Source organism: Oceanobacillus sp. FSL K6-0118, assembly GCF_038006665.1.
Taxonomy (GTDB): domain Bacteria; phylum Bacillota; class Bacilli; order Bacillales; family Amphibacillaceae; genus Oceanobacillus; species Oceanobacillus caeni.
On the sequence record NZ_JBBOVR010000001.1, the window covers coordinates 1,024,849 to 1,050,864 of the forward strand.

Here is a 26,016-nt window from a genome sequence, read left to right on the forward strand (position 1 = left end):
TATGAATCTAGTTTATTTTAAATCTCTCATTTGGAAATTAGAGCCAAAATTATTACAAAAAACCTGTGCTATGATGATTTTGTAAGTCACACGAGGGCTTTTCAAAAATAAAAACCAAAAGGAGAGAACATATATATGTTTAAGAAGGTAGGTATTGTAACAGCACTATCGGCTGCAATTATCTTTGGGGGAGCATTTGATTCCGCAGATGCACATGCAGATACAAACGCTAATGCAAATAGTTCATATAAAGTTTATTACTCTATTAATGGAGAACAAGTTAACCTAAACAATAAAAATCTAGATCAAGCTAAGATTCACGATTTAGTTCAGAAAGCAATGAACAAGTATAAGATAAACTGTAATGACAACAATCAACAACCAACAAAAGAGAATAAAGCAGATCAACCGGAAAAAGAAGTAGAAAAGCCAGCCGAAAATAAAGCTGACCAACCAGCAAAAGAAGTAGAAAAACCTGCTGAAAATAAAGCAGATCAACCAGCAAAAGAAGTAGAAAAACCAGCTGATAATAAAGTACAACAACCAACGAAGGAAACTCAAAAACCAGCTGAAAAAGAAGCTACAAAAGAACAAGGTAATCAATTAAGCCAATTTGAACAAGAAGTAGTTACTTTAACAAACCAAGAAAGAGCAAAACATGGTTTAGCAGCACTAAAAGTAGATAATGAATTGAGTAAAGTAGCTCGTGAAAAATCTCGTGATATGGCAGCGAATGGATACTTTGATCATAATAGCCCAACTTACGGTTCACCATTTGATATGATGAAGAAATTCGGCGTTAGCTACAGTACTGCAGGTGAAAACATTGCCAAAGGTCAACGTACTCCAGCAGAAGTGGTAAATGCTTGGATGAACAGTGAAGGTCACCGTGCTAATATCCTTAACGGAAACTTTACACACATCGGTGTGGGTTATGTAGAAAATGGTAACCTTTGGACACAACAATTTATTGGTAAATAAGACTGGAACAAAACTTTTTTAAAACAAATAAACAGCATGAAATCGAATGGATAAACATTTGGTTTCGTGCTGTTTTTTTCATCTGCTATTCAAGAAAAATTCTACAACGGAATGATAATGATGGCTTTTCCTAATGGAGTATGTGAGTAATCAGTACCTTCATTAGCGATATAAGAAAACTTTTAACTGATAGCTCTTATCTATAGTAGCTAATAACACATCTTCCAGTACAACATTATGATTTGTTTTTAATGCTGATAGCAGCCAGCTTTCCTCCTTTCCGGCTTGCTGTAGGACAGATTTTTCTATATTCCCCTCTCTTATAACAACTTTTGGAAAATCAAAAGGCTTCGTTAAAATATTTAAATCCCCCCGAGTAATAGCCTGATAATTAGGACTAACAAAAAATGAAATCGTTCCATTAGGCTCCCATAAAGCTAACGAGAGCTTTTTAAGGTCATCAATATTTTCTTTTCTGGCTTCTGATAATATGTAATCCACTGAAATTCTTGCCTTTGCTAAGTTTTTATAAACAAATTGTCCATTTTTAATTAATGGCATTGGATTTGGTAAAACAAATTTTCTTATATATTTTGATTTTAATACGATGAAAACACTTGATACATATAAAATGACAAGTGAACCCATCGTAATCATAGCTCCTTTTAAGCCTAATCCTTCGTCAGATAAAGGGTGGGCGATTATGTTACCAATAATCACTGCAATCGCAAAATCAAGTAAATTAAGCTGTGAAATGGAGCGCTGTCCCATTAATTTTGTGATAATAAGCATAAAAAAATAGCTTACTACTGCCCTCAAAACCCATTGCATGGCCGTAAGTGTTTCTTGACCGTGAAAAAAATCCATCTGATCTTCTCCCTTCGGACAAAAATGAATGATAAAGATATTGATAATATGCCCAAAAAGTAGTTGTCTAATATCTGTTTAATCAGGTTGATTAATAAGCTTCAGATCAACTAGCTTCGGGGAATCCTTTCCAATGGTTTGGTAACTGCAATTATATTTACAGGTTTAAGTCCACTTATCAAACTCGGAATGATAATCAAGTCTAGGAATGTTGAAGTCCCATTCTCAATTCAAAGTAATTCAAAAGTTTTTGCGTTTATAGTAGCATGTATGGAAGGGGCTTATCGTACGTTTAAAGGAAAAGGGAATGCAAGGTTTTCTACAAGGGGTGATTGAACATGTGTGGCAGGTATACGTTGCTTAAAGATGAACTAGAGATTCTTGAAGAATTTGATATCGATGAACCAATTGATTCCTATCAACCTAGTTATAATATCGCTCCTGGTCAAAATGTATTAGCTATTATTCATGATGGAAAGAAAAAGCGAGCGGGATATTTGCGCTGGGGATTAGTTCCGTCATGGGCGAAGGATGAAAAAATAGGGTATAAAATGATAAATGCAAGAAGCGAAACTGCACATGAAAAACCGAGTTTTAAAAAATTAATGTCACAAAAACGATGTCTTATTGTAGCAGACAGTTTTTATGAATGGAAAAAGGTAGATGGTGAAAAGCAACCAAAGCGAATTCAAGTAAAAGACAGGAACATTTTCACATTTGCCGGTCTTTGGGATAAGTGGGTGCAGGACGATAAGGTCTTATTTACATGTACAATCCTTACAAAAGAGGCTAATACATTTATGCGAAATATTCATCATCGGATGCCAGTTATTTTACCAAAAGAGAAGGAAAATGAATGGATTTCACCTATTAAATTTCATCCCGAACAAGCGCATGAATTTATACATTCAATAGAGATGGAAGAATTGACAGCTTATAATGTAGGTTCTTATGTGAATGCTGCAATAAATAATGATGAAATGTGTATTCAACCAATTACATAAGTTTAAAAACAAATGCCAAGTTTTTTAAGGAGAACTTCTGGAAAAATGGATTAATATTGCTTATGATAGGAATAGTTGATTATAATAACAATAGTTGTAAAATAGGTGATTAAATGATACGTGTTTTATTTGTTTGTTTAGGGAATATATGTAGATCGCCAATGGCAGAGGCTATTTTTAGAGACATGGTTTGTAAAGAAAACTTGGCCGATAAAATTGAAGTGGATTCTGGGGGTCTAGGTGAGTGGCACATTGGTAAAGCACCACACAAAGGTACGAGAGATATATTAGATAGTAAGAATATCTCGTACGAAGGCATGGTTGCGAGAAAAGTAAATGTACATGACTTTGAGGATTTTGATTATATTATTGCAATGGATGATCAAAATATGAAAGGTTTAAAGGATTTAGGAAATGCTAATAACCATAAGGCAACCACTGGAAAATTAATGGACTTTATAGAGAATCCTAAAGAAAAAAATGTGCCGGATCCTTACTTTACTGGGAATTTTGATTACGCTTATGAGTTAGTGTTAGAGGGTTGCACCCAATTATTAAACTATATTAAAATGGAACATTCATTGTAAAAGGAGAGATTACTTATGGGTAAAGCTAGATTGATTACAGGAGTGGTTGCAGGTGCAACAGTTGGAGCAATTGTTGCATTACTTGATAAGGATACGAGAGAATATGCAAAAACACATTTGAATTCAGTAAAATCTTGTTCTTCTCATTATATTAAGAATCCATCTGAAGCAGTTCAAACATTCCGTACAACAGTTGATCGTTGGAATGAAACATTAACTAGTGGGGCGGATAATGCAATTAACGCTTTAGAGCAAGTTGAAGAAACAATAAATAAGTTTACGAATAATAAATAGTGGGTAATTTACATAATGTAAAGGGAAGGGAATCGGCGAAAAGCCGATTTTTTTCTGAATAAAGAAAAGTTCCGTTTGACAATAGGAGAGAGGAAATTGGATAATTTAATCATTATGAGTAGACAGTTGTTTAAACGAATGGATGATGTGGATGTTTTTGGATTGGCCGCACAACTAGCTTATTTCTTCTTACTTTCGCTTTTCCCGTTTTTACTGTTTTTACTTAACTTAATCGGATATCTTCCAATTAATGTGGAATCGGTTATGGAAATCATGGACGTTTATGCTCCAGACGAGATTATGACGTTAATTGAATCGAATTTAGATCAATTATTGAGCCAAGCAAATGGGGGATTGCTTTCAATTGGGATTATCGGGACCTTATGGGCTGCTTCCAACGCTATTAATGGTATTATGAAAGCTTTTAACCGTGCTTATGATATCGATGAAGATCGTTCTTTTCTTGCAACAAGGTTAATTGCGATTGTTTTAACCATCGCAATGGTACTAGTTATTATTATTTCCTTACTACTGCCGGTATTTGGGCAAATTATTGGTGAATACATTTTTGCATTTGTTGGATTATCGGATAGCTTTTTACAATTGTGGCACACATTAAGATGGGTGTTATCTACCGTTATATTTTTTATCGTATTACTTTTCTTATATAAATTAGCCCCGAATAAACATATTTCTTTTGGAGAAGCAATTTGGGGAACGATTATTGGTACGATTGCATGGCAAGTTGTATCCTATGGTTTTTCTTTTTATGTAAGTACGTTTGCAAATTATTCCGTTAAATACGGAAGTCTAGGTGCAATTATTATTTTAATGATTTGGTTTTATCTACTTGGCGCGATTATTATTATAGGCGGAATTATTAACTCGGTCATTAGTAAGTTTAAGAAAGAAAGAGGAACATTTTTTTAATCATTACAGAATCATAAATTTCAGAAGGCATTCGTTATCATAAACGGATGTCTTTTTTTATGATTTTGTGGATTAACTATGTTGATGCTGTTACAATGTAATTCGGATAATAAATTATAACAAAGGGGAGATTAGGATGAATAAATTTAAAGGTAGTTTAGTTTTGTTGTTCATTCTGTGTATTACCATTTTATCAGCCTGTGGTGATACAGAGAAGGCGTCTGATGATAAGGTCTGGGAGAAAATTCAAGATACGGGAAAAATAGTTGTTGGGACATCCGGAACTTTAATTGCTTCTTCTTATTATGATGAGGATGAAAATTTAACAGGTTATGATGTTGAAATAATGCGTGAAGTCGGTAAGCGCTTAGGGTTAGATGTTTCTTTTGAAATAATGGGAATCGATAGTATGCTTCCAGCAATTAAGAGTGGAAGAATCGATATGGCAGCGAATGACATTGAAATTACAGATAAACGAAAAGAAGAATTTAATTTTAGTGAACCATATAAGTATTCTTATACAACGATGGCAGTAAGAAAAGAAGATAATTCTGGAATTGAATCATTGGAAGATTTAAAAGGAAAAAAAGCTGGTGGTGGAGCAACTACGATTTATAGTCAAATTGCAGAACGTTTCGGAGCGGAAGTAGTTACATACGGAAATGCACCAAATGAGGCATATTTAAGAGATGTAGATAACGGTAGAACGGATGTTGTTATAAACGATTACTTCTTAACTAAATTTGGTGTAGCAGCATTCCCTGACTTCGATATTCATTTACATCCGACATTGAAGTTCCACCCAACAGAACAAGGTGTTATTTTACCTAAAGATGCAGATCGAGTTACAGAAGAAATTAATAAAGCCTTAAAAGAAATGCGTGAAGACGGAACATTATCGAAATTAGCAAATCAATTTTACAAAGAAGATGCCTCCCAAAAACCAGAGGGAGAAATTGAGGAAATTGAAGGGTTAGATCTGTAAGGAGAGTACAATGAATGTGAATGGCTTTGATTTTGAAGGATTATTTGATGTAGAACTAGCGATACGGAGTTTGCCTTTTGTTTTAGAAGGATTACCCATGACGATTCTAATTTCGGTAGTAGGAATGGGAATTGGGTTAGTCCTTGGTCTATTTTTAGCGCTTGCTAGAGGTTCAAATATGAGGGGGTTACGCTGGCCCGCACGTTTATATATATCATTTATGAGAGGAACTCCGATGCTTGTTTTCTTATTTATTTTATATTTTGGATTACCAGTTGTAGGGATGAAATTAAATGCAATTAGTGCAGCTATATTAGGGTTCGGCTTAAATAGTGCTGCTTATATCGCTGAAATCAATCGTTCCTCTTTAAGCTCTGTAGATCAAGGGCAATGGGAAGCTGCTAGGTCATTAGGGTTAAGTTACGGAACGACATTACGATCGATTATTTTGCCCCAGGCTGTTCGTATAGCGGTTCCGCCTCTAACCAATGTGTTTATGGATGTTGTGAAGGCAACATCATTAGCAGCTGTCATCACTGTACCGGAGCTTTTTCAAAAAACACAAATCGTTGCCGGTAGAGAGTTTGATGCCATGACGATGTATATATTAGTTGCGCTTATTTATTGGCCTATATGTATCTTAATTGGTTACATGCAGGAAAGATTAGAAAGTCATTATAGTAAGTATGTTTAATGAACAAAAGCGGAAGCGCCCTGTCGCCTGTCCTTGACATGGTCTTCCTTATGGCGAGATTTATTAAGCTGAATTTTTATACCCTTTTACAAGACCAAATCTTGAGTGATTTGGTCTTATTTTAATATTTAATTTCAGTCACGTATATTTTTATCCTATAAGAAAAAACTAGGGAAAAATGAAAGGATGAAACTGAAATGAAGGGAAGAAAACTTACTATACTAATGGCTTGCCTTTATGCATTAATCTTTCCGATTCTAAGCTCCGCTGAAGAACAAAAAGATGCTAAAAAGAGTAAAGATCCTTTTGAAATTCCTAGCCACGTATTAGATATTTCCAAAGAAAATACGTATCCAAATACGACAGAAAATCAGGAAGTTATTGAGCCTAGTGAATTAACAAAAGAATTAATGGAGGGAACAGACATCCCGATAAAAAATCCGGATTTAATAAAAATGTTGAATGAATCCACTTTAGACCCATCTCCAGTTGCAATTGGTTACCGGGGAATGATTTATTTGGGACGTTGGCCATTAAATTATGAGTCACTAGAAACAAATATAAACTGGGAATATCAAAAAATTAATACAAATGAACTAAACAATCTTGGTGGGGATGCTAACCAGGTGATGAATTATGTTCAACAAGAACAAAAGGAAATTAAAGGTGCTTTAACAAACAAAATAAAAAATCCAGATGATGTAAAAAAAATGATGCTTTTAGCAACGAAGGAAAAAACAAAATTACCACTATCTTACCAAACCATCATTGGTAAAAATACAAAAAAGGAAAATTCCTATAATATTCCTGCAGAAAAATTTGGTGTATTGAATGCTTTCGCGCCCGCGGTCAATGAAAAGGGACAAGTAACCTTTGGGGAAGTATATGTTCAGTTAAAAGGTAGTAATAAAGGTTTAATCATTAAGAATGTAACGAAACAAGGTATCGGAGGCTGGATTCCGATTCAGGATCATGTTTCCTTTTCATTTCAAATTAAATAGTGTTAGAAACCCTGGTTATCAATCAGGGTTATTTTTTCATTAAAAAGGGTTGATTTATTCTCTTTAATGCTTTATCATGATGAAGTATTAAAGAGTAAGGAAAAATTTGAGGTGAAGTAAAAATGGAATGGGTAGTCGTTATATCCGTACTAGTCATGTTAGTTCTTAGTTTATTACGTGTGAACGTTATAATAGCCATTATTGCTGCTGCTATTTCTGCAGGATTGATGTCAGGATTTTCAATAGTAGATTCAATTGATTTATTTGTTAGTGGAATGGGTGGTCAATCTAGTACTGCATTAAGCTACATTTTATTAGGGGCTTTTGCAGTTACGATAAGTTATACAGGGATTACCGGTTTACTTGTTAAATTCTTAATCCGTGTATTAACTGGGAAGAAAACGATGTTACTACTTGTAATTGCGGGCGTAGCATGTTTATCGCAAAATTTAATTCCGGTTCACATTGCCTTTATTCCAATATTAATTCCGCCATTATTAAAATTATTTGATTCTATGCGATTGGATCGGCGAGCGGTAGCTGTTGCCTTAACTTTTGGCCTGACAACTCCATATATGATGATACCGGCTGGATTTGGTCTTTTATTCCATGAGACGATTTATAATGCAATGGTTGATGCTGGGTTAACTATACAAATGGGAGATATTGTACTAGCGATGATTATCCCTGGTCTTGGAATGGTAGCAGGTTTATTCATTGCTATATTTATTACGTACCGAAAAGGTCGAGATGCTGTAGAAGGAGCAGGTGGTACAGGAACTATAATAGGTGAAGCAGACGATCAGAATGTAACATTTAATAAAGAACATGTGCTAACTATAATTTCCATCCTTGCCGCTTTCGTTGTACAGATTGTGACAAGTAACTTGATTTTAGGAGCATTAGCTGGACTAATCTGTATGTTTTTATTTTTTGTTATTCCGTTTAAAAAGGGAGATCAAGTTATTTCAGATGGTATTAAAATGATGGGATTCATTGCGTTTGTTATGTTATCCGCATCAGGATTTGCTACTGTCATACAAGAAACAGGTGCGGTTTCCGCTTTAGTTGAAGCATCTTCTAGTATGATAGGAGATAATAAAGCAGTTATTGCTTTTGTATTACTATTAGTAGGTTTATTAATCACACTGGGAATTGGCACTTCTTTCGGAACGGTACCTATTTTAGCTTCGTTATATGTACCGATTTGTTTAGCGGCTGGCTTCTCACCATTAGCTATAACAGCTTTAATTGGTACTGCAGGTGCATTAGGGGATGCAGGTTCACCAGCATCCGATAGTACATTAGGTCCAACATCAGGGCTGAATGCGGATGGAAACCATAATCATATGTGGGATACGGTTGTTCCGACGTTTATTCATTTTAATATTCCGTTGTTTGTTTTTGGGTGGATTGCATCCCTTATACTTTAGAATAATTTAATTTGATTTGAGGAAAGGTAAGAGAAAAATAGTAGGTGGGTTGTTATGAAAAAACATGTTTTCACAACGATTATTCTTTCTCTTGCCTTTTTCCTTGCATGGGCGAATCCAGTACAAATAGAAGCAAGTGGATACGGATGGGGATATCAGAAGAATAAAGATCATAAAGTTCCGGATATTGGTAAATACCAAGAAATGTTGGATAAGTACGGTGCTTATTATGCAGATCTTTCAGGGGATAAGGTCGTATACTTAACGTTCGATAATGGTTATGAAGAGGGTTATACAGATGAAATACTTGATGTATTAAAAAAAGAAAAGGTTCCAGCGACTTTTTTTGTAACAGGTCACTATGTTAAAAGTTCTCCGGATTTGGTAAAGAGAATGGTAAACGAAGGTCATATAGTAGGAAATCATTCTTTCCACCATCCAGATTTTACGATTGTTAGTAAGGAATCGATGACGGAGGAATTAAAGACACTAGAAGCAGCGGTGGCTGAAGTGACAGATCAAAAAGAAATTAAATTTTTACGCCCTCCACGTGGGATGTTTAATGAAAGAACGCTAAAATGGGCGAACGAACTAGGCCTTACCCATGTATTCTGGTCCCTTACATTTAAAGACTGGAATACATCCAATCAAAAAGGCTGGCAATATGCCTATGATAGTGTGATGGAACAAATCCACCCAGGGGCTATCATCTTACTTCATGCCGTATCTTCTGATAACGCGCAAGCTTTAGAAAAAATCATTCAAGATTTGAAAAAAGAAGGTTATGAATTTAAAAACTTAGACGATCTAGTAGTTAAGAATATGTTGCCGGATGGGTTTCCTGGATTTTAGAGCGGGTATGTTTACCTCGCTTTTTTTCGTTAGATTTTGTATTCTAGGGAAAAAGGGGACATATAGAATGTGGGAAGAAGAAATAAAATTAAATACCATTTATGATTTTGATTATTCTTTATATCGTATCTCATTCGATCCACTTGCATCAGTTCAAATAGAGGAAAGATTCGTTTCTATTCCTTTTGTTATGGGGAATGAAAAACATATTATCCATGTTCAAGCAATTGGATCAACGAAACAGCCTCGTTTTATTGTAAAAAGTAAAGATGCTAAAAGAAAAAATGAAATCTTAGAATTTATAGTTGATTTATTTCAATGGAAGAAAGATTTAGCTAAAATTAAAAATCATTTTATTGGTACTAATTTGGTTTCACTTTTTAATCAATATCCCGGAACTCCAATTGTAAGAGAATTTGACCTTTACTATAGTTTGATGAAAACAATCATTCACCAACAATTAAATATGAAATTTGCTTATGTCCTATCTACTCGTTTTGTGGAGCGCTACGGAGAACAAGTTGAGGGTGTATGGTTCTATCCGACTCCTGAGAGAATAGCGAGTATAAAAGTAGAAGATTTGCGTGAGCTGCAATTTAGTGGAAGAAAAGCGGAGTATGTGATTGATACATCGAGATTGATTGCAGAAGGGAAATTAGATTTGAACGAATTAAAAGGGAAAGCGGACGAAGAGATTTTATCGGAACTGATTAAAATTCGTGGAGTTGGTAGGTGGACAGCCGAAAACTGGCTTATGTTTGGCTTAGGAAGGGAAGATCAATTTCCAAAAGCTGATATCGGGATTCAAAATGCAGTGAAAAAATTCTTGGCGATGGATCAAAAGCCGACAAAAGAAGTATTAGAGGAAATAAGTCAGGAATGGTATCCTTACCGTAGTTATGCTTCCTTAACATTATGGAGGAGTATTGAATAGAAGAAAAGTTTGGATTTTATCCAAGCTTTTTTTATACAGAAAAATAACCAACGAATTGTCACTCATAAGGTAAATGAGTGCCCGAATGAAGCAACCAAATCGTCAAACGGTCACTCATAAGGTAAATGAGTGCCCGAATGAGGCAATCCAATCGTCAAATAGTCACTCATAAGATGAATGAGTGCCCGAATGAGGCAATCCAATCGTCAAATAGTCACTCATAAGGTAAATGAGTGCCCGAATGAAGCAGCCGAATCGTCAAACGGTCACTCATAAGCTTTTGGTCTAAATAGGAAGTGATTCAGCTTCAGATTGAATAACAGCGTAACGTTAAGAAAAGGATAAAAAAATTTGATCAAAACCCTTGAAAGTCAAAAAAGGTCAGAGTATAATGAAGTCATAAGGTCAAAGATAGTCAAAGTCAAAAATGGCTTTATGATCTTAAAAATCTTTTTATTTCAAGGAGGAATGGGAACGATGAAATGTCAAAAATGTGGTGTAAATGAAGCGAACATTAATGCAACAATGCAAATGAACAATCAAAAGATGGAATTACACCTTTGCAATGAATGTTTTCAAGAAATTCAAAGTCAAATGTTTAATCAATCTGACTTTTTCTCCGGTTTCCCATTAGGTAATGCAGAAGTTTTTTCTAATTTCTTTAATCAAGGAAATGGTCAAAATCAAGGCTTTATTACAACAAAAACACAACAACAAACTACAAAGAGAAAAGGCCTTATCGATCAATTAGGTAAAAACTTAACTGATTCCGCAAGAGCTGGTGAAATTGATCCAGTAATTGGTCGTGATATTGAAATTAAACGTGTTATTGAAACTTTAAATAGAAGAAATAAAAATAACCCTGTACTAATTGGGGAACCAGGGGTAGGTAAAACGGCAATCGCAGAAGGATTAGCTCTCAAGATTGTAGAAGGAAATGTACCTACTAAATTGTTAAATAAAGAAATTTATATGCTTGATGTTGCATCATTAGTTGCCAACACTGGTATTCGTGGTCAATTTGAAGAAAGAATGAAAAAACTAATAGAAGAATTGAAAACACGTAATGATGTGATTGTATTTATTGATGAAATTCATTTATTAGTAGGTGCTGGAACTGCAGAAAATTCACAAATGGACGCAGGTAACCTTTTAAAACCAGCATTAGCACGTGGTGAATTACAATTAATTGGTGCAACAACTCTAAAAGAATACCGTCAAATTGAAAAAGACGCAGCATTAGAACGTCGTCTACAACCTATTATTGTAAAAGAACCTTCTTTAGAAGATGCAATCAAAATTTTAAATGGAATTAAAGACCGTTATGAAAAATTCCATGAAGTACGCTATTCCGATAAAGTGATCGAAGCGTTCGTAACGTTATCTAATCGTTATATCCAAGATCGTTTCTTACCAGATAAAGCGATAGACTTAATGGATGAAGTAGGTTCCCGTTTGAATTTAAGGAATTCGCAAGGGGATTCCAAAACTATTAAAGCTCGTCTAGATGAAGTTGTTAAAGAAAAACAAGAAGCGGCTGAAAAAGAAGATTATGAACGTGCTGCAAACTTACGCTATCAAGAAATTCAACTACAAAAACAATTGGAAAAAGCAGATGACAAAGAAAAAGTTATCGATGTTGATGTATCAGATATCCAATTGATTGTAGAAGAAAAAACAGGTATTCCTGTAACAAAAATGCAATCCGATGAACAACAAAAAATGAAAGCTTTAAGCGATAACCTCAGTAAAAAGGTTATTGGACAAGACGAAGCAGTGCAAAAAGTTGCAAAAGCTATCCGTCGAAGTCGTGCGGGATTGAAATCCAAATATCGTCCAATTGGCTCCTTCTTATTTGTTGGACCGACTGGGGTAGGTAAAACGGAATTGACCAAAGCTTTAGCAGAAGAATTGTTTGGTACTCGTGATGCACTTATCAGACTTGATATGAGTGAGTATATGGAAAAACATTCCGTGTCTAAACTTATTGGTTCACCTCCAGGATATGTAGGTCATGAAGAAGCAGGTCAATTAACGGAACGAGTACGTCACAATCCATATTCCATTATTCTCTTAGATGAAATTGAAAAAGCACATCCAGACGTACAAAATATGTTCCTACAAATCATAGAAGATGGTCATTTAACGGATTCACAAGGTCGTACTGTTAACTTTAAGGAAACAGTTATCATCATGACAAGTAATGCTGGTACTGGTGTGAAAGAGGTTAGTGTTGGTTTTAATCAAGCAAAACATGAATCTGTTTCAACACTAGAAACACTTAGCAATTACTTCAAACCAGAATTCTTAAACCGATTTGATGCTATTATCAAGTTCAATGAATTAACGGAAGATAATTTATTAGAAATTGTGGATCTAATGCTTCATGAATTAGAGAAAACAATCGAGGAAAATAATATTAAAATTGATATTACACAAGAAGCTAAACAAGAACTTGTACGACTTGGATACGATGTACGATTTGGTGCAAGACCTTTACGTAGAGTTATCCAAGATAAAATTGAAGACCAACTTACTGATTTAATCTTAGAAGAAGAGAAAGTTGATCATGTAAAAGTTGATGTTGCCGATGGAGAAATCGTAGTAAGTAATAAATAATCTTCTAATCCCACTAACTTAGGTTGGTGGGATTTTTTACATATAGCGCCATCTGAAAGCAATCATAATTCACCCTTTTTTAGCCAAACTAATAAGACCAAAACTTGATAAAAAGGGTGGATTTATGAAGAAACTAAATGTAGCTCTTACTTTTATTTTATTTTTTATAACTGTAGTGCCACCTAATATCAATGCTGAGGCACCTCCATTTATGGAAGTGCATTTTATTGATGTAGGTCAAGGGGATAGTATTTTGGTGGAAACACCTAATGATAAAACAATCCTTATTGATGGTGGACTTCCGAAAGCCGGGAATAAGGTTGTATCCTACTTAAAGAAACAAAAGATAGAGAAAATAGATTTATTAATTGCAACTCATCCAGATTACGATCATATAGGTGGACTTATACATGTAATGAAATCTTTTGAAGTAAAGCAGATTCTTGATACAGGCAAAATCCACCTAACTAGAGCTTTTGCAAAATACGCTGCTGAAATTCGTAAACAAGGAATTCCGAAGAAAGTTGCAAAACCTAATCAACGTATTCAGCTTGATTCAGATTTAACCATTCAAGTGTTAAATGCCTATCAAAAGGACCAATCCAATAACGAGTCTTCCATTGTATTAAAGATGACTTACAATGAAATGGATTTTCTATTTATGGGTGATGCAACAATAAAACAAGAAAAAAAATTAATGGAAAAGTATGATATTCAATCGGAAATCATGAAAGTGGCCCATCATGGATCTGATACTAGTACATCGCTTGAATTTTTACGAGAAGTAAATCCGCAAATCGCTATTTTAACCTTTAGTGTTGATAATGATTATGGCCATCCTGTTGAACGAGTGGTAGAAAATTTAGACCGAATAGAAGCAAATGTTTATTCTACGGCGTCTTTTGGAGATATTATTATAAGGACAAATGGGAAAAGGTTTTTTATTTTTCCGAGTAGAGACCCGACAGATAATTTAATAAGATATCCGGTATAAGAACTGCACCTACATTGTTTTAGCCAATGTAGGTGCAGTTTTTATATGTATTAATATAATACGTTCTATGAATATAATTAGTTTTCAAACCTTAATAGGAATTTTTATTATTTTCCGAAAATTAAGTTGACAAACATCTTGATTGGGTTTATAGTTGGTTACATAAGTAATTAACCGATTAACGAAGGAGCGTAAAATGAAAAATACACTAGATGATAATAAACCAATATTCCTTCAAATTAAAGAACAAATCGAAGACTCCATTATAGATGGGAATCTGAAAGCAGGAAATCGTGCGCCTTCTACAAATGAATTTGCAAAGTTTTATAATATTAATCCAGCCACTGCTGGTAAAGGCATTAATGAACTAGTTGCAGAAGAGATTCTTTATAAAAGAAGGGGTGTTGGAATGTTTGTTACGGAAAATGCTAAAGAAATTTTAATTGAAAAGCGAAAGAAACTGTTTTATGAAAGCTATATGCTGCCGTTAAAAATGGAAGCTCACAAATTAAGGATGAGTACGGATGAATTAATTGAAATGGTACAAAGGGAGGACAACGAATGAAAATTGAAGTAAAAAATTTAACGAAAAAGTATCGGGATAAAGTAGCGTTAGAGAATGTTTCGTTTACTTTAGATGAGCCGAAGATTTATGGTTTACTTGGCAGAAATGGAGCAGGAAAAACAACATTCATGAACATATTATCTGGTCAAATATTAGCAAGTGGTGGAGAGATTTTAATTGATGGGGAAAATCCATTCGATAATCAACGTTTGACAGAATCGATTTGTTTAATTAAAGAGGGAAATAACTTTAAGAAAGATTTAAAGGTAAGAAACGTCCTAAAGATATACTCTTACTTTTATCCGAATTGGGATCAGGAATTAGCAGATTATATGCTGAAGGAATATCATTTACATTTAAATACTAAAGTTAAAGCATTATCGAAAGGAATGGAGTCGGCTTTAGGAATTATTGTTGGTTTAGCGAGTAAAGCACCGATAACGATTTTTGATGAACCATATATTGGACTGGACGCACCCTCAAGAAAAAGATTCTACGAAATTTTACTCGAAGAATATCAAACGGAAAAAAGAACCATTATTTTCTCTACACATTTAATCGATGAAGTTAGTTTAATGTTTGAAGAAGTTTTAATCTTAAGCGAAGGGTCACTTGTACTAAAAGAAGAGGCTGATGCACTAAGAAGAAATACGTACGCTGTGTCAGGAACGATAGAAGAAGTAGAACGATTTATAACAGGGAAAGACATCTTGGATTCGAAACAACTTGTAGGAATGATGACCGCTTATGTATATGGAAATGCAGAAGAGGCTAAACAAAGCGGGCTTCAAGTGGAAGGAATTCCAATACAAGAATTAATGATTCATTTAACGGAAAAGAAAAGAGGGGCGTAGTTCATGGGTAAACAATTAAAGGGGTTATTATATTTCTTTGTAACGGATATTCGTTTTTCATTAACAATTTTTTGGAGTATCTTATTTGGAGTTTTAGTATTATCGCTTAGTATCTCTTACTTTTTATTAGGGGTAGAGGATGCAGTATTTTACTTCGGTTTTCCAAACGCAACTTATTTTTACTGCATGTTCTTAGGCTTCTTAACTGTAAAAGAAGGTATTCCATTTGCGTTAAAAATGGGAGCTACAAGGAGAAATTTGTTTATTGCGACTGGTTTATTTTTTCTAGGAATTGCATTTGTTAAGGCGGTAGTAAGTAGTACTTTACAATCGATTACCGTAGCATTTACGGAAGCAGCGGGGATTAGTACGTTTAACTTTATACATTTGGCAGAATTTGTTAGTGATACTTGGTTAAATAGAATCATGGTTGATACAGCAGTTATGTTTTTATTACTAACAATCATGTTTTTGTTTGGTTTACTTTTCTATAATACAGGATTACTTGGAGGCGGAAGTGTTGCTGCAATATTAGTAGTTCTTCTTCTGCTAGGAATAGCTAAAGGGTCGGTGTTTGATTTCTTCGCTCGATTACTCTCTGATTTAGATTTAATGTTTTTCTTACAATTGTTTGGTATAGGAATAGTACTTTACGCATTATCCTATTTATTTACAAGAAGGATTACCATTATCAACACAAAATAAAGCGGAGCATGTGCTTCGCTTTATTTTGTGTTGGGAATGTATAAATTCTTAATATTTCTTGTCTTAAGAAAGGCCACGTCCGGCTCCAGCGCCCAGCAACTAGCAGATCTTTTTGGTGGGGCGAGTGTTAGCGCAGTCCCAAACTTCACACTCCTCCACTACGATAAAGAAGACTTGCCGATTGGTGAAACTAGAGGCTTAGTCGCACTTATACCCTTGTGGTGAAAGTCAACATCGGCTCGTACCTCACCGTGTTTCCTTTATCTCATTGCGTAGTGTTCCAGTTTGTACGTTGCTAAACGGGCGCTTCCGCCTTTGGTTCTATAAATTGTACATATAAATAGCCAAGCCGATAAAGGATAGGAGAATCATTAATACATAAATCCAAGATAGGTTTTTTATATTATAAGATACGGACTTTGTTTCATATTCGTGAGAGCGTTTTAGCTCGTTCGCGGCTGTTTGGCCTTCTGCTTCATATCTTTTTGCTTTATTTTCTTCTTGTTTAAAAATATACATAGTTGCGATAAGTGCTATTATTACAGTGATTACAGTGATTATAGACAGTACCATTACCATACTATCAAACCTCCCCATCCTAAGTATAGATTTTGCAGGAGGTAAAAGCAATATGGTGGATAAAGAGTTTTAAATTATTTCAAAAGTTTTTTGAAATAAGGTAGAAACCAATAACAGATGCATCGAAAGGGCAATAGTTGATCTCCCGTCGGAAAGCTTAAGGTGGTAGTCTTACTGCCCGTTTCCAAATCAGTTATGCATAATAATGTTAATAAACGGAGTAATAAGAAAAACCGAAGCAAATTAGCCTCGGTTTCCTTTTTGAGATAATTGGTTATAAATACGATCTGCACGCTTAAATTCCTTTTGGTAAAGAACTTCTTGTGTACTATTCAGTATTTTGCCGCGGTGTTCGGATCTATGCTTTGGCATAAGTCATCCCTCACTTTTTAAATATAGTTTACCCATTGGTTAGGAGATTATTCATGTTTACATATAGTTGGAAAAATCATTATTTTTAGCAAAAGAAAGAGGATGGGACATAACGAAATGTTTAACTCAAAAGACGAACAATCCTACAAAATTAGTGGAGGAAATATACGTAGACTCCTGCGGGGAAAAAGGCCTGGGTGAGACCCCGCAGTGCGTTAGCACGAGGAGGCTCACCAGCCGCCCGCGGAAAGCGAAGTATATTTCCGTAGCGGTTTATCTACTCCATAACTTCTGTAAAGTTCGGATTTCCCTTTTGATAAAACATTTTTGTCCCAACCTCTTCTAAGAAACTTCTTCTCCAGTAGAGGCTGATTCAACTGACGCAAATTGTTTATAGGAAAGATAATGTTCTTTTGTAATGACGAATAAATCATAAATGTCTTCCGTTTTATTTACTTTTTGATATACTTCCGGATACGTTGTATTGGCAAGTGCAACATAAGGTAACTTCAATGCGGCTTTTAAGGAGCGGGTATTTGTTCTTCTCACCTTCATGAAGATTCCCTCAATTTGATTAGAGAAAAATAATTCATCGAAAAAGTTCTCTTTGGCCGGTTTATTATATCCTTTTCCGAAATACGGTTTCCCAATCCATGTTGCTAAGAAACCAAAATTATCTTCTATATCAAAAAGATTGATTGTTCCAATTGGTTGTTGGTACTCGTCAAGAATGGTTCGTGAAATTAACTTTCCATTTTCTTCATCTTCCATCATTTTCTTTGTCATAAAGTAGAATTCATCTACAGAATAGGTTTTATGCCTTACGTATGGGAAAACTTCCGGATGCGACATTAATTCAAATAAAACAGGAACTTCATGTAGTTCACGAGTTTTTAACATAAAAAATACCCTCCTCATTCCAGGTGGGTACTGTCCTAACGCGAAAAGGCATAAGGATTGTGTGAGTGACCCACCCTCGAATTTTTATTTTAGATTTCAACAAAAATTCGGGGTGGGAATCGAACCCACTAGAACCAGTAAAAACTGGTGGCGCACCATTTGCCTTCCCTATTTAATTTCAAATTAATATTTCATTCCCGATAAAGAAGACTTTCATAAGTGGGGGGTTACCTTCATCCACCACTGATGGTTAGTCGTACTTATGAGACGGGCAGTTGATCTTCCATCTGCCTTCTTTGTTTCCTTAGAAGCTTGAAGCGGGAGTCTTACTGCCTGTTTAGGTGGGATAAACGGTTGGTTTAAATTTCATCTCTTTCGTAATTTGGTAGTTTCATTCTACAATGTTTTTCTTAAAAAAGAAATGGTTTTTTTGTTTATTTTGTATGAAATTTTTTCCTAAAGAAATATAATACAATTGCTTATAGATAGATAAACTTCCATGTTAATATATGAAGAATAGGGGGATAGTGTGCCATGAAAAAAATAGCTAAGATTACAACGCAGAAGCGGACAAAGAACAGATATAATATTTTTCTAACGAACGGGGATCAGGAAGAATATGCATTTAGTGTAGATGAGGCCGTTTTAGTTGAATTTAATCTTCGTAAAGGATTGGAAATGAGTGATTCCATGATTGAAATGTTGTTGGAAAAGGACTCCATTCAAAAATCCTATACAATGGCCATTCATTTTTTAAGCTATCGTATGCGGACAAAAAAGGAAATGCGGGAATATTTAGTGAAAAAAGAAGTCATTCCTGAACAAATAACGATCATTATGGAACGATTAATAAAAGAAAAATTACTTGATGATAAACTTTTTGCAGAAATGTTTGTCAGAACGCGGATGAACACTTCAAGTAAAGGACCTTTACTTATTAAAAAAGAATTAATCGAAAAAGGAGTTACTAGTGCGATTGCGGAGGAGGCTATTCATTTATATCCTTATGAAGCACAGTTCGAGAAGGTATCCAAAATGTTGGAGAAAAAAATAAATGCTGGTAAGCGAGAATCCTATAAGCAACAAATTCAAAAACTTCAGGCAAACCTACTCCAAAAAGGGTTTAGCCAGGCTGTTATTTCAGATGCCATATCCCAAATGAATGAAGGAGAAGACAAGGAAGCGGAATGGGATGCCATTGTATATCAAGGAGATAAGCTATTACGGAAATATAGTAAAAAGTATGAAGGATTCATACTACAGCAAAAGCTAAAAGAAGCAATGTACCGTAAAGGATTTCAGGTGGAGTACATAAATCGTTATTTGGCTGAATTTCTGGAAGGGGACTCCTACTAAATAAGTTTCTCTTTTTTAGAAACCGGTGTAAAATAAAGGTGTAAGGGGGAAGAGGGATGAATTACAGATATAGTGATTACTCGGTTGAAGAGTTATATAAAGAAATAGGTAAGTTGAAAGAAAAGGCTCAGAAAGCGGAGCAGCTCGGAAACATATCAGAAGTACAAATAAATGAAAGAAAAATGCAAGTTGCGCTGGCCTATACAATGAATCCAGAAGACTTTGGTTCAAACGAAGAATATGAGTTAAAAATGGATCCGGGATTTACGTTTAAAATCAATTATATTAATGGAGTTTTTGCATGGGGTCATCGAGTAAACTTGCTAAAAGAAGTATATGAAAAAGAAGAAGCTATTCCAATTTCATTGCTTGGAAAAAAAGTGATGGAATGATATAGAAAGATGAAAGCGTCCGTTTAGCGATGTTCTCGCTATGACTTTAGCACTTGAGCTAAACATGAAGAAAGACCAATTCCAGTCTCTGAAATTGGTCTTTTTCATGTTGCTATACAAAGTTGTCTTCAATAACAAGTTTATTGCGCAACTTATGTTCCGAGAATATCCAACCTGTATAGGAACTGATAATTTCCATGTTACGATCGATTTGTACGATTGCAACAAAGGGATAATATTCTTTTGAACGATAGCGTAAATCTATAAAGCGAACTTCTGTATATTGATCAAATTCATTAATTTCCCAACGGTAAACAGGAGAGAAATTTAAGAAAGAAGCGACATTTTTGTCTTCAAATGCTTTTTCAATAATTGGTGATTCGGGTAACGGAATTTTATTAAATTCATCCACAATTTCGATATGCCCATTCTCAACGGTGGCTACATAAAACTTATCTTCCGTCGTGATGGCGACACGCCAGAAGTTTTGCTTTAATGTTGGAGAAGTGGCAATTTCGATTGTGTTTGGTATATAATCTTTTATTTCTCTAACAATTTCTCTTTTATCCATGTAGCGTTTGATGTAATATAAAACAATTACGGTATAAATGGATAACCATGTATATCCCGGATGTGCACCTAACATCCAAGCACCAATACCTCCAAGGTGAATTAAGAAGAGGTAAGGGTCAAATGTATTGATAAATCCAAGTGCAATCCATTTGTTCGAGAACGGCCGGAATGCTTGGGTTCCATATGCATTAAATAAATCAACAAATACATGTATAATAACAGCTAGTGCTGTCCAAAACCAGAGATGTAGATAGCTTACTTCTGGAACAAACATGTAAATTAATCCGGACACGATTAATCCCCATAGTACGATAGCTGGGAGCGAATGGGATGCCCCACGATGATGACGAATATATGTCGCATTATTTTTTAGTTTAAAAATGGTATCAAAATCAGGGGCATGTGAACCTATGATTGTACCGGTTAAAACAGCGTAAAATAGGGTTGGATCATTATGAACTACTGGATCAATTGTTGCTAAACCACCTAATGAAATTCCCATTACTATGTGTGTTGCTGTATCCAAGTTCAAAAATCCTCCTCTCGCGAAAAAATTTCGCTATTTGTAGTTTTACCTTTTTAGGAAATTATTATTTATTTATTGTACCACAAAGGAAGTGTCAATATGATAACACAAATTTTAAAAAAATTTAACAGTTTTGGATTTCAATATGATTTACTTGACTGGTATTACGAAAATAAGCGAGATTTACCTTGGCGACAAGATCAAGATCCTTATAAAGTCTGGGTTTCTGAAATCATGCTTCAACAAACCAAAGTGGATACAGTTATTCCATATTTTCAAAAGTTTATGGAAAAATTTCCAACGGTGTATGAATTGGCAAAAGCGGATGAACAAGAAGTTCTAAAAACATGGGAAGGGCTAGGTTATTATTCACGTGCAAGGAATTTACAGTCTGCGGTGAAAGAAGTTGTAGAAACGTATGATGGGAAAGTTCCGGATAACCCCAAAGAATTAGGCTCATTAAAAGGAATAGGACCTTATACGAAAGGGGCAATTCTATCCATCGCATATGACCAGACAGAACCGGCAGTGGATGGAAATGTTATGCGTGTTTTTTCTCGCGTGTTCAAGATAGAAGATGATATTGCACAATTGAAAACAAGGAAAATGTTTGAGGAGTTGGTACGGGAAGTTATTTCAAAAGAAGATCCTTCCTCCTTTAATCAAGCAATCATGGATTTAGGTGCAACCATTTGTACCCCAAAATCACCCGCTTGTTTATTTTGTCCAGTCGGGGAGTATTGCCAGGCTTTTGCAGAGGGAGTACAAGAAGAATTACCAATAAAGACAAAGTCTAAAAAGCAAAAAACACTTTCCTATATGGTATTATTAGTTAAAAATAGTAAGGATGAATATTTGATTGAGAAGCGACTAAATGAAGGTTTGCTAGCAAATCTCTGGCAATTCCCAATGATTTCGTTGAAAGAAGTTGGATTAGAGGGAGCCGCTGAATGGGTACAAAAGGAATATGGTGTTTCTGTTCAAGTTAAGGATAAAATAGATCATTTGACACATGTTTTTTCTCATATTAAATGGGATTTAAGTATTTATGAAGCAGTAACTGTTAATGAAAAAGTAGAAGATTCGCGATTGAAATTTGTTTCAAAAGAGGAAATAGAGGAATTCCCATTTCCTGTGTCACATCAGAAAATGATGAAATTTTTGTAGGTGGTTATTGTGAATTCGTAAAGGGCTTAGAGATACTTAAGCCCTTTACAAACTTACCTGCACGTCATTATTTATTTAAATTTCTACTATACATTTCCTCATTTATTTCGTGTAATTTGGACAATCCTTCTGAGTTAATATATGGTAAAACTTGGGACAGGGCCTGTTGATAATAGTCTAATTCTTCATCTTTCCACTTCTTTTTACTCATCATTGTAAGCTCGGAAAAATCTCTAAGAGTATCCATGTTTTTTCCCCCTATAAAAATTCCGATCATTACTAATTTGTGTATAATCAGCTTAAATTACCGCGGGACTTCTTTCCAATGATGGTTATAAATATTTAAAAATAAATGGATAACAAAAGAATTCTTGGACAAATTAAGTAGTGCGGAGGTGATATTGATGGCTAAAAATCCTAAAAAGACAGCTGCTGGTACTAACGTTCAGGAAGTGAGACAACAAAATCAACAATCTGCACAAGGTTCTGGACAATTTGGTACAGAATTTGCTTCTGAAACAAATGCTCAGGAAGTAAGAAAACAAAACCAACAAGCAGCACAAGGTTCTGGACAATTTGGTACAGAGTTTGCTTCTGAAACAAATGCTCAGGAAGTAAGGAAACAAAACCAACAAGCAGCACAAGGTTCTGGACAATTTGGTACAGAGTTTGCTTCTGAAACAAATGCTCAAGAAGTAAGAAAGCAAAACCAAAAGTCCCAACAAAACAAAAAATAAATAAATTCCTTCCTAAGAAAAAAGAGTACTCTATTCACATAGGGTGCTCTTTTTCTATTTCTGGTCGTAATACTTTATCTTTATTTCTTTTATCTATATAATGTATGCAAGGATTATTGGAAATTAGAAAGGGAGAATACTATGGTTGCTCCTAATGCAGGGTCTAAAATGAAAATTCAAAGCTATAAACATAATGGGCAACTACATAGAGTTTGGCAGAATACCTTAGTTTTAAAGGGAAATGAATTGGTTGTGATTGGGGCCAATGATAAAACACCTGTCATTGAAAGTGATGGAAGGTCTTGGATTACTAGGGAACCGGCTATTTGTTATTTCCATGCTAAATATTGGTTTAATATAATCGGAATGATTCGAAATGATGGTATATACTATTACTGCAATATAAGCTCACCATTTGTTTATGATGATGAAGGATTAAAGTATATTGATTATGATTTAGATGTAAAAGTGTATCCCGATATGACGTACGATCTTCTTGATGAAGATGAATACGAAGAACATAGGAGACTAATGAATTATCCAGAAGTGTTAGATCAAATATTGCGAAATAATATGGAGTACTTACTAAGATGGGTTCGGCAACGAAAAGGTCCATTCTCACCAGATTTTATTGATAATTGGTATGAAAGATTCTTAACATATCGGTAAATTATCATGGCTTTAACTTGCAACCCTCACCTCAAAATCGTGTGTAACCAAAATGGTAAATGGGGCGGGGAGCAAGTAGAGTCCTAATAAGTACTACCAACTTTCGGTCGGAAGAAAATTGTCGCTTAGGTGGTGGCTAATCATCGAGTAGATAATAAAGAAGACTTCTATCAGTGGGGGTTCTCCTTCATCTCCCGCCCATCTTCTTTGTTTCCCAGAAGTTTGAGGTGGGATAAAATTCCTTGTTACATAAGGTAACAAGGTTTTTCTATTGAAGTGGATTGAAAAACATAAAATTTTTTCAATTTAGGCGTTTACCTAAAGGTCTGGTAAATGCCGCATTTTTTAGCAGGTAGGAAAGTATAAAAAGTTAGCTTATTAAAGCTTATCATCAGAAAGGCCACGTCCAGCTCCAGCGCCCAGTGACTAGTAGACTTCCTTCACCTCCGTACGATAAGTCAACATCGGCTCGCTTACGCTTACCGTGTTTCCTTTATCTCCTACGGCTCAGTCCAGTCTATACGTCACTAAACGGGCGCTTGCGCTTTTGGTCATAAAATATCATGTAAAAAAGGAAGTTTGAAAACATGAGTCCTATAAGACAATATATGCAATTTGTAAGACCTTATATTTGGAAAATATTTTGGACTATTATTATAGGAATCATTAAATTCGGTATTCCTCTCTTAATGCCACTAATATTAAAATATGTAGTCGATGATATAATTACTCCTACAGATATGACAAATGCAGAAAAAATAACAGAATTAGCTTGGTTAATGGGGATTGCTTTCTTAATTTTCCTTATTGTAAGGCCGCCAATTGAATATTTTCGACAATATTTTGGTCAATGGGTGGGGAATAGAATCCTATATGATATAAGGGACAAGTTGTTTGACCACATACAAAAACTTAGTTTGAAATACTATTCTAAGACAAAAACCGGGGAAATTATTTCCCGGGTGATAAATGATGTCGAACAAACAAAAATCTTCGTAGTAACTGGATTAATGAACGTTTGGTTAGACCTTATTACAATCTTAATCGCCATTGGAATTATGATGACAATGGATATTGAGATGACTATAGTATCTATTATTCTCTTTCCTATATTTGGTTTTTCGATTAAATACTTTTACGGGAAACTACGACAATTAACCCGTGACAGGTCACAAGCATTAGCGGAAGTACAAGGTCATTTACATGAGAGAGTACAGGGGATTCCTGTAATCCGAAGTTTTGCCCTTGAAGAATATGAACAAGGACAATTTGGAAAAAGAAATGATGAATTCTTAAATCGAGCCATGAAGCAAGTTGATTGGAATGCGAAAACTTTTGCAGTGACGAATACGATTACCGATTTAGCACCACTTTTAGTTGTTGCATTTGGTGGTTATCAAGTAATTGTAGGAAATATTAGTGTTGGGACATTAGTGGCATTTGTTGGATATTTAGAAAGGGTATACAGTCCATTAAGAAGATTAATGAATTCATCAACACAGCTTGTTCAAGCAATTGCATCGATTGATCGTGTGATGGAGTTTATGAATGAAGAATACGATATTAAGGATAAAGAAAATGCTAAAGAATTGGGACGAGTGGAAGGAAATATTGATATCGAAAATGTATCTTTCCGTTATGATGAAGAAGACAATGTTGTATTAAAAAATGTATCCCTTCATGTAGAAAAAGGGGAAACTATTGCGTTTGTCGGAATGAGTGGTGGAGGAAAATCTACCATTGTAAGTTTAATACCTCGATTTTATGATGTAACAGAGGGCTCCATTAAAGTAGATGGTATCGATGTTCGTGATGTCAATGCGCGTTCATTAAGAAACAACATTGGAATGGTGTTGCAAGATAATATTTTATTCAGTGAATCTATTGCTGTTAATATCCGTATGGGGAATCCTGATGCAACCGACGAAGAAGTTATTGCTGCAGCAAAGGCAGCGAACGCCCATGAGTTTATTATGAATCTACCCCAAGGTTACGATACACTTGTAGGAGAGCGTGGCGTCAAGTTATCTGGTGGGCAAAAGCAGCGTGTCGCAATAGCGCGCGTGTTCTTAAAAAATCCACCTATCCTCATTTTTGATGAAGCGACTTCTGCATTAGATTTGGAAAGTGAACATCTTATCCAAGAAACAATGGAAAAATTAGCATCTGACAGAACAACATTTATTGTGGCGCATCGTTTGGCAACAATCACTCATGCCGATCGAATTGTTGTTATTGAAAACGGAGAAATTGTGGAGATTGGGTCACATGATGAATTAATGGAAAGACAAGGAAGTTATTATAATTTATATCAAGTACAGCATTTGGATAATGATTAAGGAAAGGCGAAAGCGACCGCTTAGTAACGTGGCGCTTGAGCTGGACATGATAAAAGGCGGTTCGAATTCGAACCGCCTTTTAAAATATTTTCCAATAAACTACTTAA

The 26,016-nt window shown here is 35.0% G+C and carries 28 protein-coding genes; 22 read left to right on the forward strand and 6 right to left on the reverse strand.

Features of this window, described 5'->3' with window-relative positions; translation table 11 throughout:
- Window positions 1-135: 135 nt before the first annotated feature.
- The gene (locus MHI02_RS05365) at window positions 136-981 is read left to right on the forward strand and encodes a CAP domain-containing protein (RefSeq protein ID WP_060668440.1); all 846 of its coding nucleotides are present in this window, start codon (window positions 136-138) and stop codon (window positions 979-981) included.
- Between the two features lie 162 nt (window positions 982-1,143).
- Here MHI02_RS05365 and MHI02_RS05370 read toward each other — a convergent pair whose 3' ends face one another.
- The gene (locus MHI02_RS05370) at window positions 1,144-1,848 is read right to left on the reverse strand and encodes a DUF421 domain-containing protein (protein WP_047185711.1); all 705 of its coding nucleotides are present in this window, start codon (window positions 1,846-1,848) and stop codon (window positions 1,144-1,146) included.
- A gap of 338 nt (window positions 1,849-2,186) precedes the next feature.
- Between MHI02_RS05370 and MHI02_RS05375 the strand changes: the two genes are divergently transcribed.
- From MHI02_RS05375 to MHI02_RS05445, 15 genes are all read left to right on the forward strand, one after another.
- The gene (locus MHI02_RS05375) at window positions 2,187-2,852 is read left to right on the forward strand and encodes an SOS response-associated peptidase (protein ID WP_216884158.1); all 666 of its coding nucleotides are present in this window, start codon (window positions 2,187-2,189) and stop codon (window positions 2,850-2,852) included.
- 113 nt (window positions 2,853-2,965) lie between these two features.
- Window positions 2,966-3,439 carry a low molecular weight protein-tyrosine-phosphatase gene (locus MHI02_RS05380; protein WP_047185709.1) on the forward strand — a complete coding sequence of 158 codons (474 nt, stop codon included), beginning with the start codon at window positions 2,966-2,968 and terminating at the stop codon, window positions 3,437-3,439.
- 15 nt (window positions 3,440-3,454) lie between these two features.
- A complete protein-coding gene (locus MHI02_RS05385; RefSeq protein WP_047185708.1) occupies window positions 3,455-3,733 on the forward strand; it encodes a YtxH domain-containing protein in 279 nt (92 codons plus the stop codon).
- 96 nt (window positions 3,734-3,829) lie between these two features.
- Window positions 3,830-4,663, forward strand: a complete 834-nt coding sequence (locus tag MHI02_RS05390) for a YihY/virulence factor BrkB family protein (RefSeq protein ID WP_341165708.1) — start codon at window positions 3,830-3,832, stop codon at window positions 4,661-4,663.
- A gap of 136 nt (window positions 4,664-4,799) precedes the next feature.
- A complete protein-coding gene (locus tag MHI02_RS05395; RefSeq protein WP_060668436.1) occupies window positions 4,800-5,648 on the forward strand; it encodes a transporter substrate-binding domain-containing protein in 849 nt (282 codons plus the stop codon).
- A 10-nt stretch (window positions 5,649-5,658) separates the two neighbouring features.
- Window positions 5,659-6,342: an amino acid ABC transporter permease gene (locus tag MHI02_RS05400; protein WP_060668435.1), complete on the forward strand. Its 684-nt coding sequence runs from the start codon at window positions 5,659-5,661 to the stop codon at window positions 6,340-6,342.
- 197 nt (window positions 6,343-6,539) lie between these two features.
- On the forward strand, window positions 6,540-7,343 hold the full coding sequence (locus tag MHI02_RS05405) for a YfkD famly protein (protein WP_047185705.1): 804 nt from the start codon (window positions 6,540-6,542) through the stop codon (window positions 7,341-7,343).
- Window positions 7,344-7,465: 122 nt separating this feature from the next.
- Window positions 7,466-8,776: a Na+/H+ antiporter family protein gene (locus MHI02_RS05410; protein WP_047185704.1), complete on the forward strand. Its 1,311-nt coding sequence runs from the start codon at window positions 7,466-7,468 to the stop codon at window positions 8,774-8,776.
- Window positions 8,777-8,830: 54 nt separating this feature from the next.
- A complete protein-coding gene (gene pdaA / locus MHI02_RS05415; RefSeq protein WP_047185703.1) occupies window positions 8,831-9,628 on the forward strand; it encodes a delta-lactam-biosynthetic de-N-acetylase in 798 nt (265 codons plus the stop codon).
- A gap of 67 nt (window positions 9,629-9,695) precedes the next feature.
- Window positions 9,696-10,562: a DNA-3-methyladenine glycosylase family protein gene (locus MHI02_RS05420; protein WP_047185702.1), complete on the forward strand. Its 867-nt coding sequence runs from the start codon at window positions 9,696-9,698 to the stop codon at window positions 10,560-10,562.
- 477 nt (window positions 10,563-11,039) lie between these two features.
- Window positions 11,040-13,181, forward strand: a complete 2,142-nt coding sequence (locus MHI02_RS05425; protein WP_204798691.1) for an AAA family ATPase — start codon at window positions 11,040-11,042, stop codon at window positions 13,179-13,181.
- 124 nt (window positions 13,182-13,305) lie between these two features.
- Window positions 13,306-14,175: a ComEC/Rec2 family competence protein gene (locus tag MHI02_RS05430; RefSeq protein ID WP_204798692.1), complete on the forward strand. Its 870-nt coding sequence runs from the start codon at window positions 13,306-13,308 to the stop codon at window positions 14,173-14,175.
- Window positions 14,176-14,371: 196 nt separating this feature from the next.
- Entirely contained in the window at window positions 14,372-14,740 is a 369-nt protein-coding gene (locus MHI02_RS05435; RefSeq protein WP_204798693.1) for a GntR family transcriptional regulator, read from the forward strand.
- Window positions 14,737-15,594 carry an ABC transporter ATP-binding protein gene (locus MHI02_RS05440; protein WP_204798694.1) on the forward strand — a complete coding sequence of 286 codons (858 nt, stop codon included), beginning with the start codon at window positions 14,737-14,739 and terminating at the stop codon, window positions 15,592-15,594. Before MHI02_RS05435 ends, MHI02_RS05440 begins: the two co-directional genes overlap by 4 nt.
- Window positions 15,595-15,597: 3 nt before the next feature.
- Window positions 15,598-16,299, forward strand: coding sequence for a hypothetical protein (locus MHI02_RS05445; protein ID WP_204798695.1), 702 nt, complete (start codon window positions 15,598-15,600; stop codon window positions 16,297-16,299).
- Window positions 16,300-16,620: 321 nt separating this feature from the next.
- On the opposite strand, the gene MHI02_RS05450 is transcribed toward MHI02_RS05445, so the two are convergent.
- The 3 genes from MHI02_RS05450 to MHI02_RS05460 form a co-directional block, all read right to left on the reverse strand.
- On the reverse strand, window positions 16,621-16,878 hold the full coding sequence (locus MHI02_RS05450) for a hypothetical protein (protein WP_204798696.1): 258 nt from the start codon (window positions 16,876-16,878) through the stop codon (window positions 16,621-16,623).
- A 243-nt stretch (window positions 16,879-17,121) separates the two neighbouring features.
- Window positions 17,122-17,250: a YfhE family protein gene (locus MHI02_RS05455; RefSeq protein WP_111014475.1), complete on the reverse strand. Its 129-nt coding sequence runs from the start codon at window positions 17,248-17,250 to the stop codon at window positions 17,122-17,124.
- Window positions 17,251-17,592: 342 nt separating this feature from the next.
- Window positions 17,593-18,150, reverse strand: coding sequence for a GNAT family N-acetyltransferase (locus MHI02_RS05460; RefSeq protein ID WP_341165709.1), 558 nt, complete (start codon window positions 18,148-18,150; stop codon window positions 17,593-17,595).
- Window positions 18,151-18,684: 534 nt separating this feature from the next.
- Here MHI02_RS05460 and recX point away from each other — a divergent pair.
- Together recX and MHI02_RS05470 are read left to right on the forward strand one after the other, a co-directional pair.
- Window positions 18,685-19,506 (forward strand): recombination regulator RecX, encoded by an 822-nt coding sequence (recX, locus tag MHI02_RS05465; RefSeq protein ID WP_341165710.1) that lies wholly within the window; start codon window positions 18,685-18,687, stop codon window positions 19,504-19,506.
- Between the two features lie 56 nt (window positions 19,507-19,562).
- Window positions 19,563-19,898 carry a YfhH family protein gene (locus tag MHI02_RS05470; protein ID WP_060669224.1) on the forward strand — a complete coding sequence of 112 codons (336 nt, stop codon included), beginning with the start codon at window positions 19,563-19,565 and terminating at the stop codon, window positions 19,896-19,898.
- Window positions 19,899-20,010: 112 nt separating this feature from the next.
- Here MHI02_RS05470 and MHI02_RS05475 read toward each other — a convergent pair whose 3' ends face one another.
- On the reverse strand, window positions 20,011-20,997 hold the full coding sequence (locus MHI02_RS05475) for a metal-dependent hydrolase (protein WP_341165711.1): 987 nt from the start codon (window positions 20,995-20,997) through the stop codon (window positions 20,011-20,013).
- Window positions 20,998-21,096: 99 nt separating this feature from the next.
- Between MHI02_RS05475 and mutY the strand changes: the two genes are divergently transcribed.
- Complete coding sequence (gene mutY, locus MHI02_RS05480; protein WP_047185695.1) at window positions 21,097-22,164, forward strand: A/G-specific adenine glycosylase; 1,068 nt, start codon at window positions 21,097-21,099, stop codon at window positions 22,162-22,164.
- A gap of 67 nt (window positions 22,165-22,231) precedes the next feature.
- On the opposite strand, the gene MHI02_RS05485 is transcribed toward mutY, so the two are convergent.
- On the reverse strand, window positions 22,232-22,411 hold the full coding sequence (locus tag MHI02_RS05485; protein WP_047185694.1) for a hypothetical protein: 180 nt from the start codon (window positions 22,409-22,411) through the stop codon (window positions 22,232-22,234).
- Between the two features lie 157 nt (window positions 22,412-22,568).
- On the opposite strand from MHI02_RS05485, the gene MHI02_RS05490 reads away from it, so the two are divergent.
- From MHI02_RS05490 to MHI02_RS05500, 3 genes are all read left to right on the forward strand, one after another.
- The gene (locus MHI02_RS05490) at window positions 22,569-22,901 is read left to right on the forward strand and encodes a gamma-type small acid-soluble spore protein (protein WP_083452642.1); all 333 of its coding nucleotides are present in this window, start codon (window positions 22,569-22,571) and stop codon (window positions 22,899-22,901) included.
- Window positions 22,902-23,042: 141 nt separating this feature from the next.
- The gene (ntdP, locus tag MHI02_RS05495; RefSeq protein WP_047185693.1) at window positions 23,043-23,570 is read left to right on the forward strand and encodes a nucleoside tri-diphosphate phosphatase; all 528 of its coding nucleotides are present in this window, start codon (window positions 23,043-23,045) and stop codon (window positions 23,568-23,570) included.
- Between the two features lie 587 nt (window positions 23,571-24,157).
- On the forward strand, window positions 24,158-25,909 hold the full coding sequence (locus MHI02_RS05500) for an ABC transporter ATP-binding protein (RefSeq protein WP_047185692.1): 1,752 nt from the start codon (window positions 24,158-24,160) through the stop codon (window positions 25,907-25,909).
- Window positions 25,910-26,016: the final 107 nt, after the last annotated feature.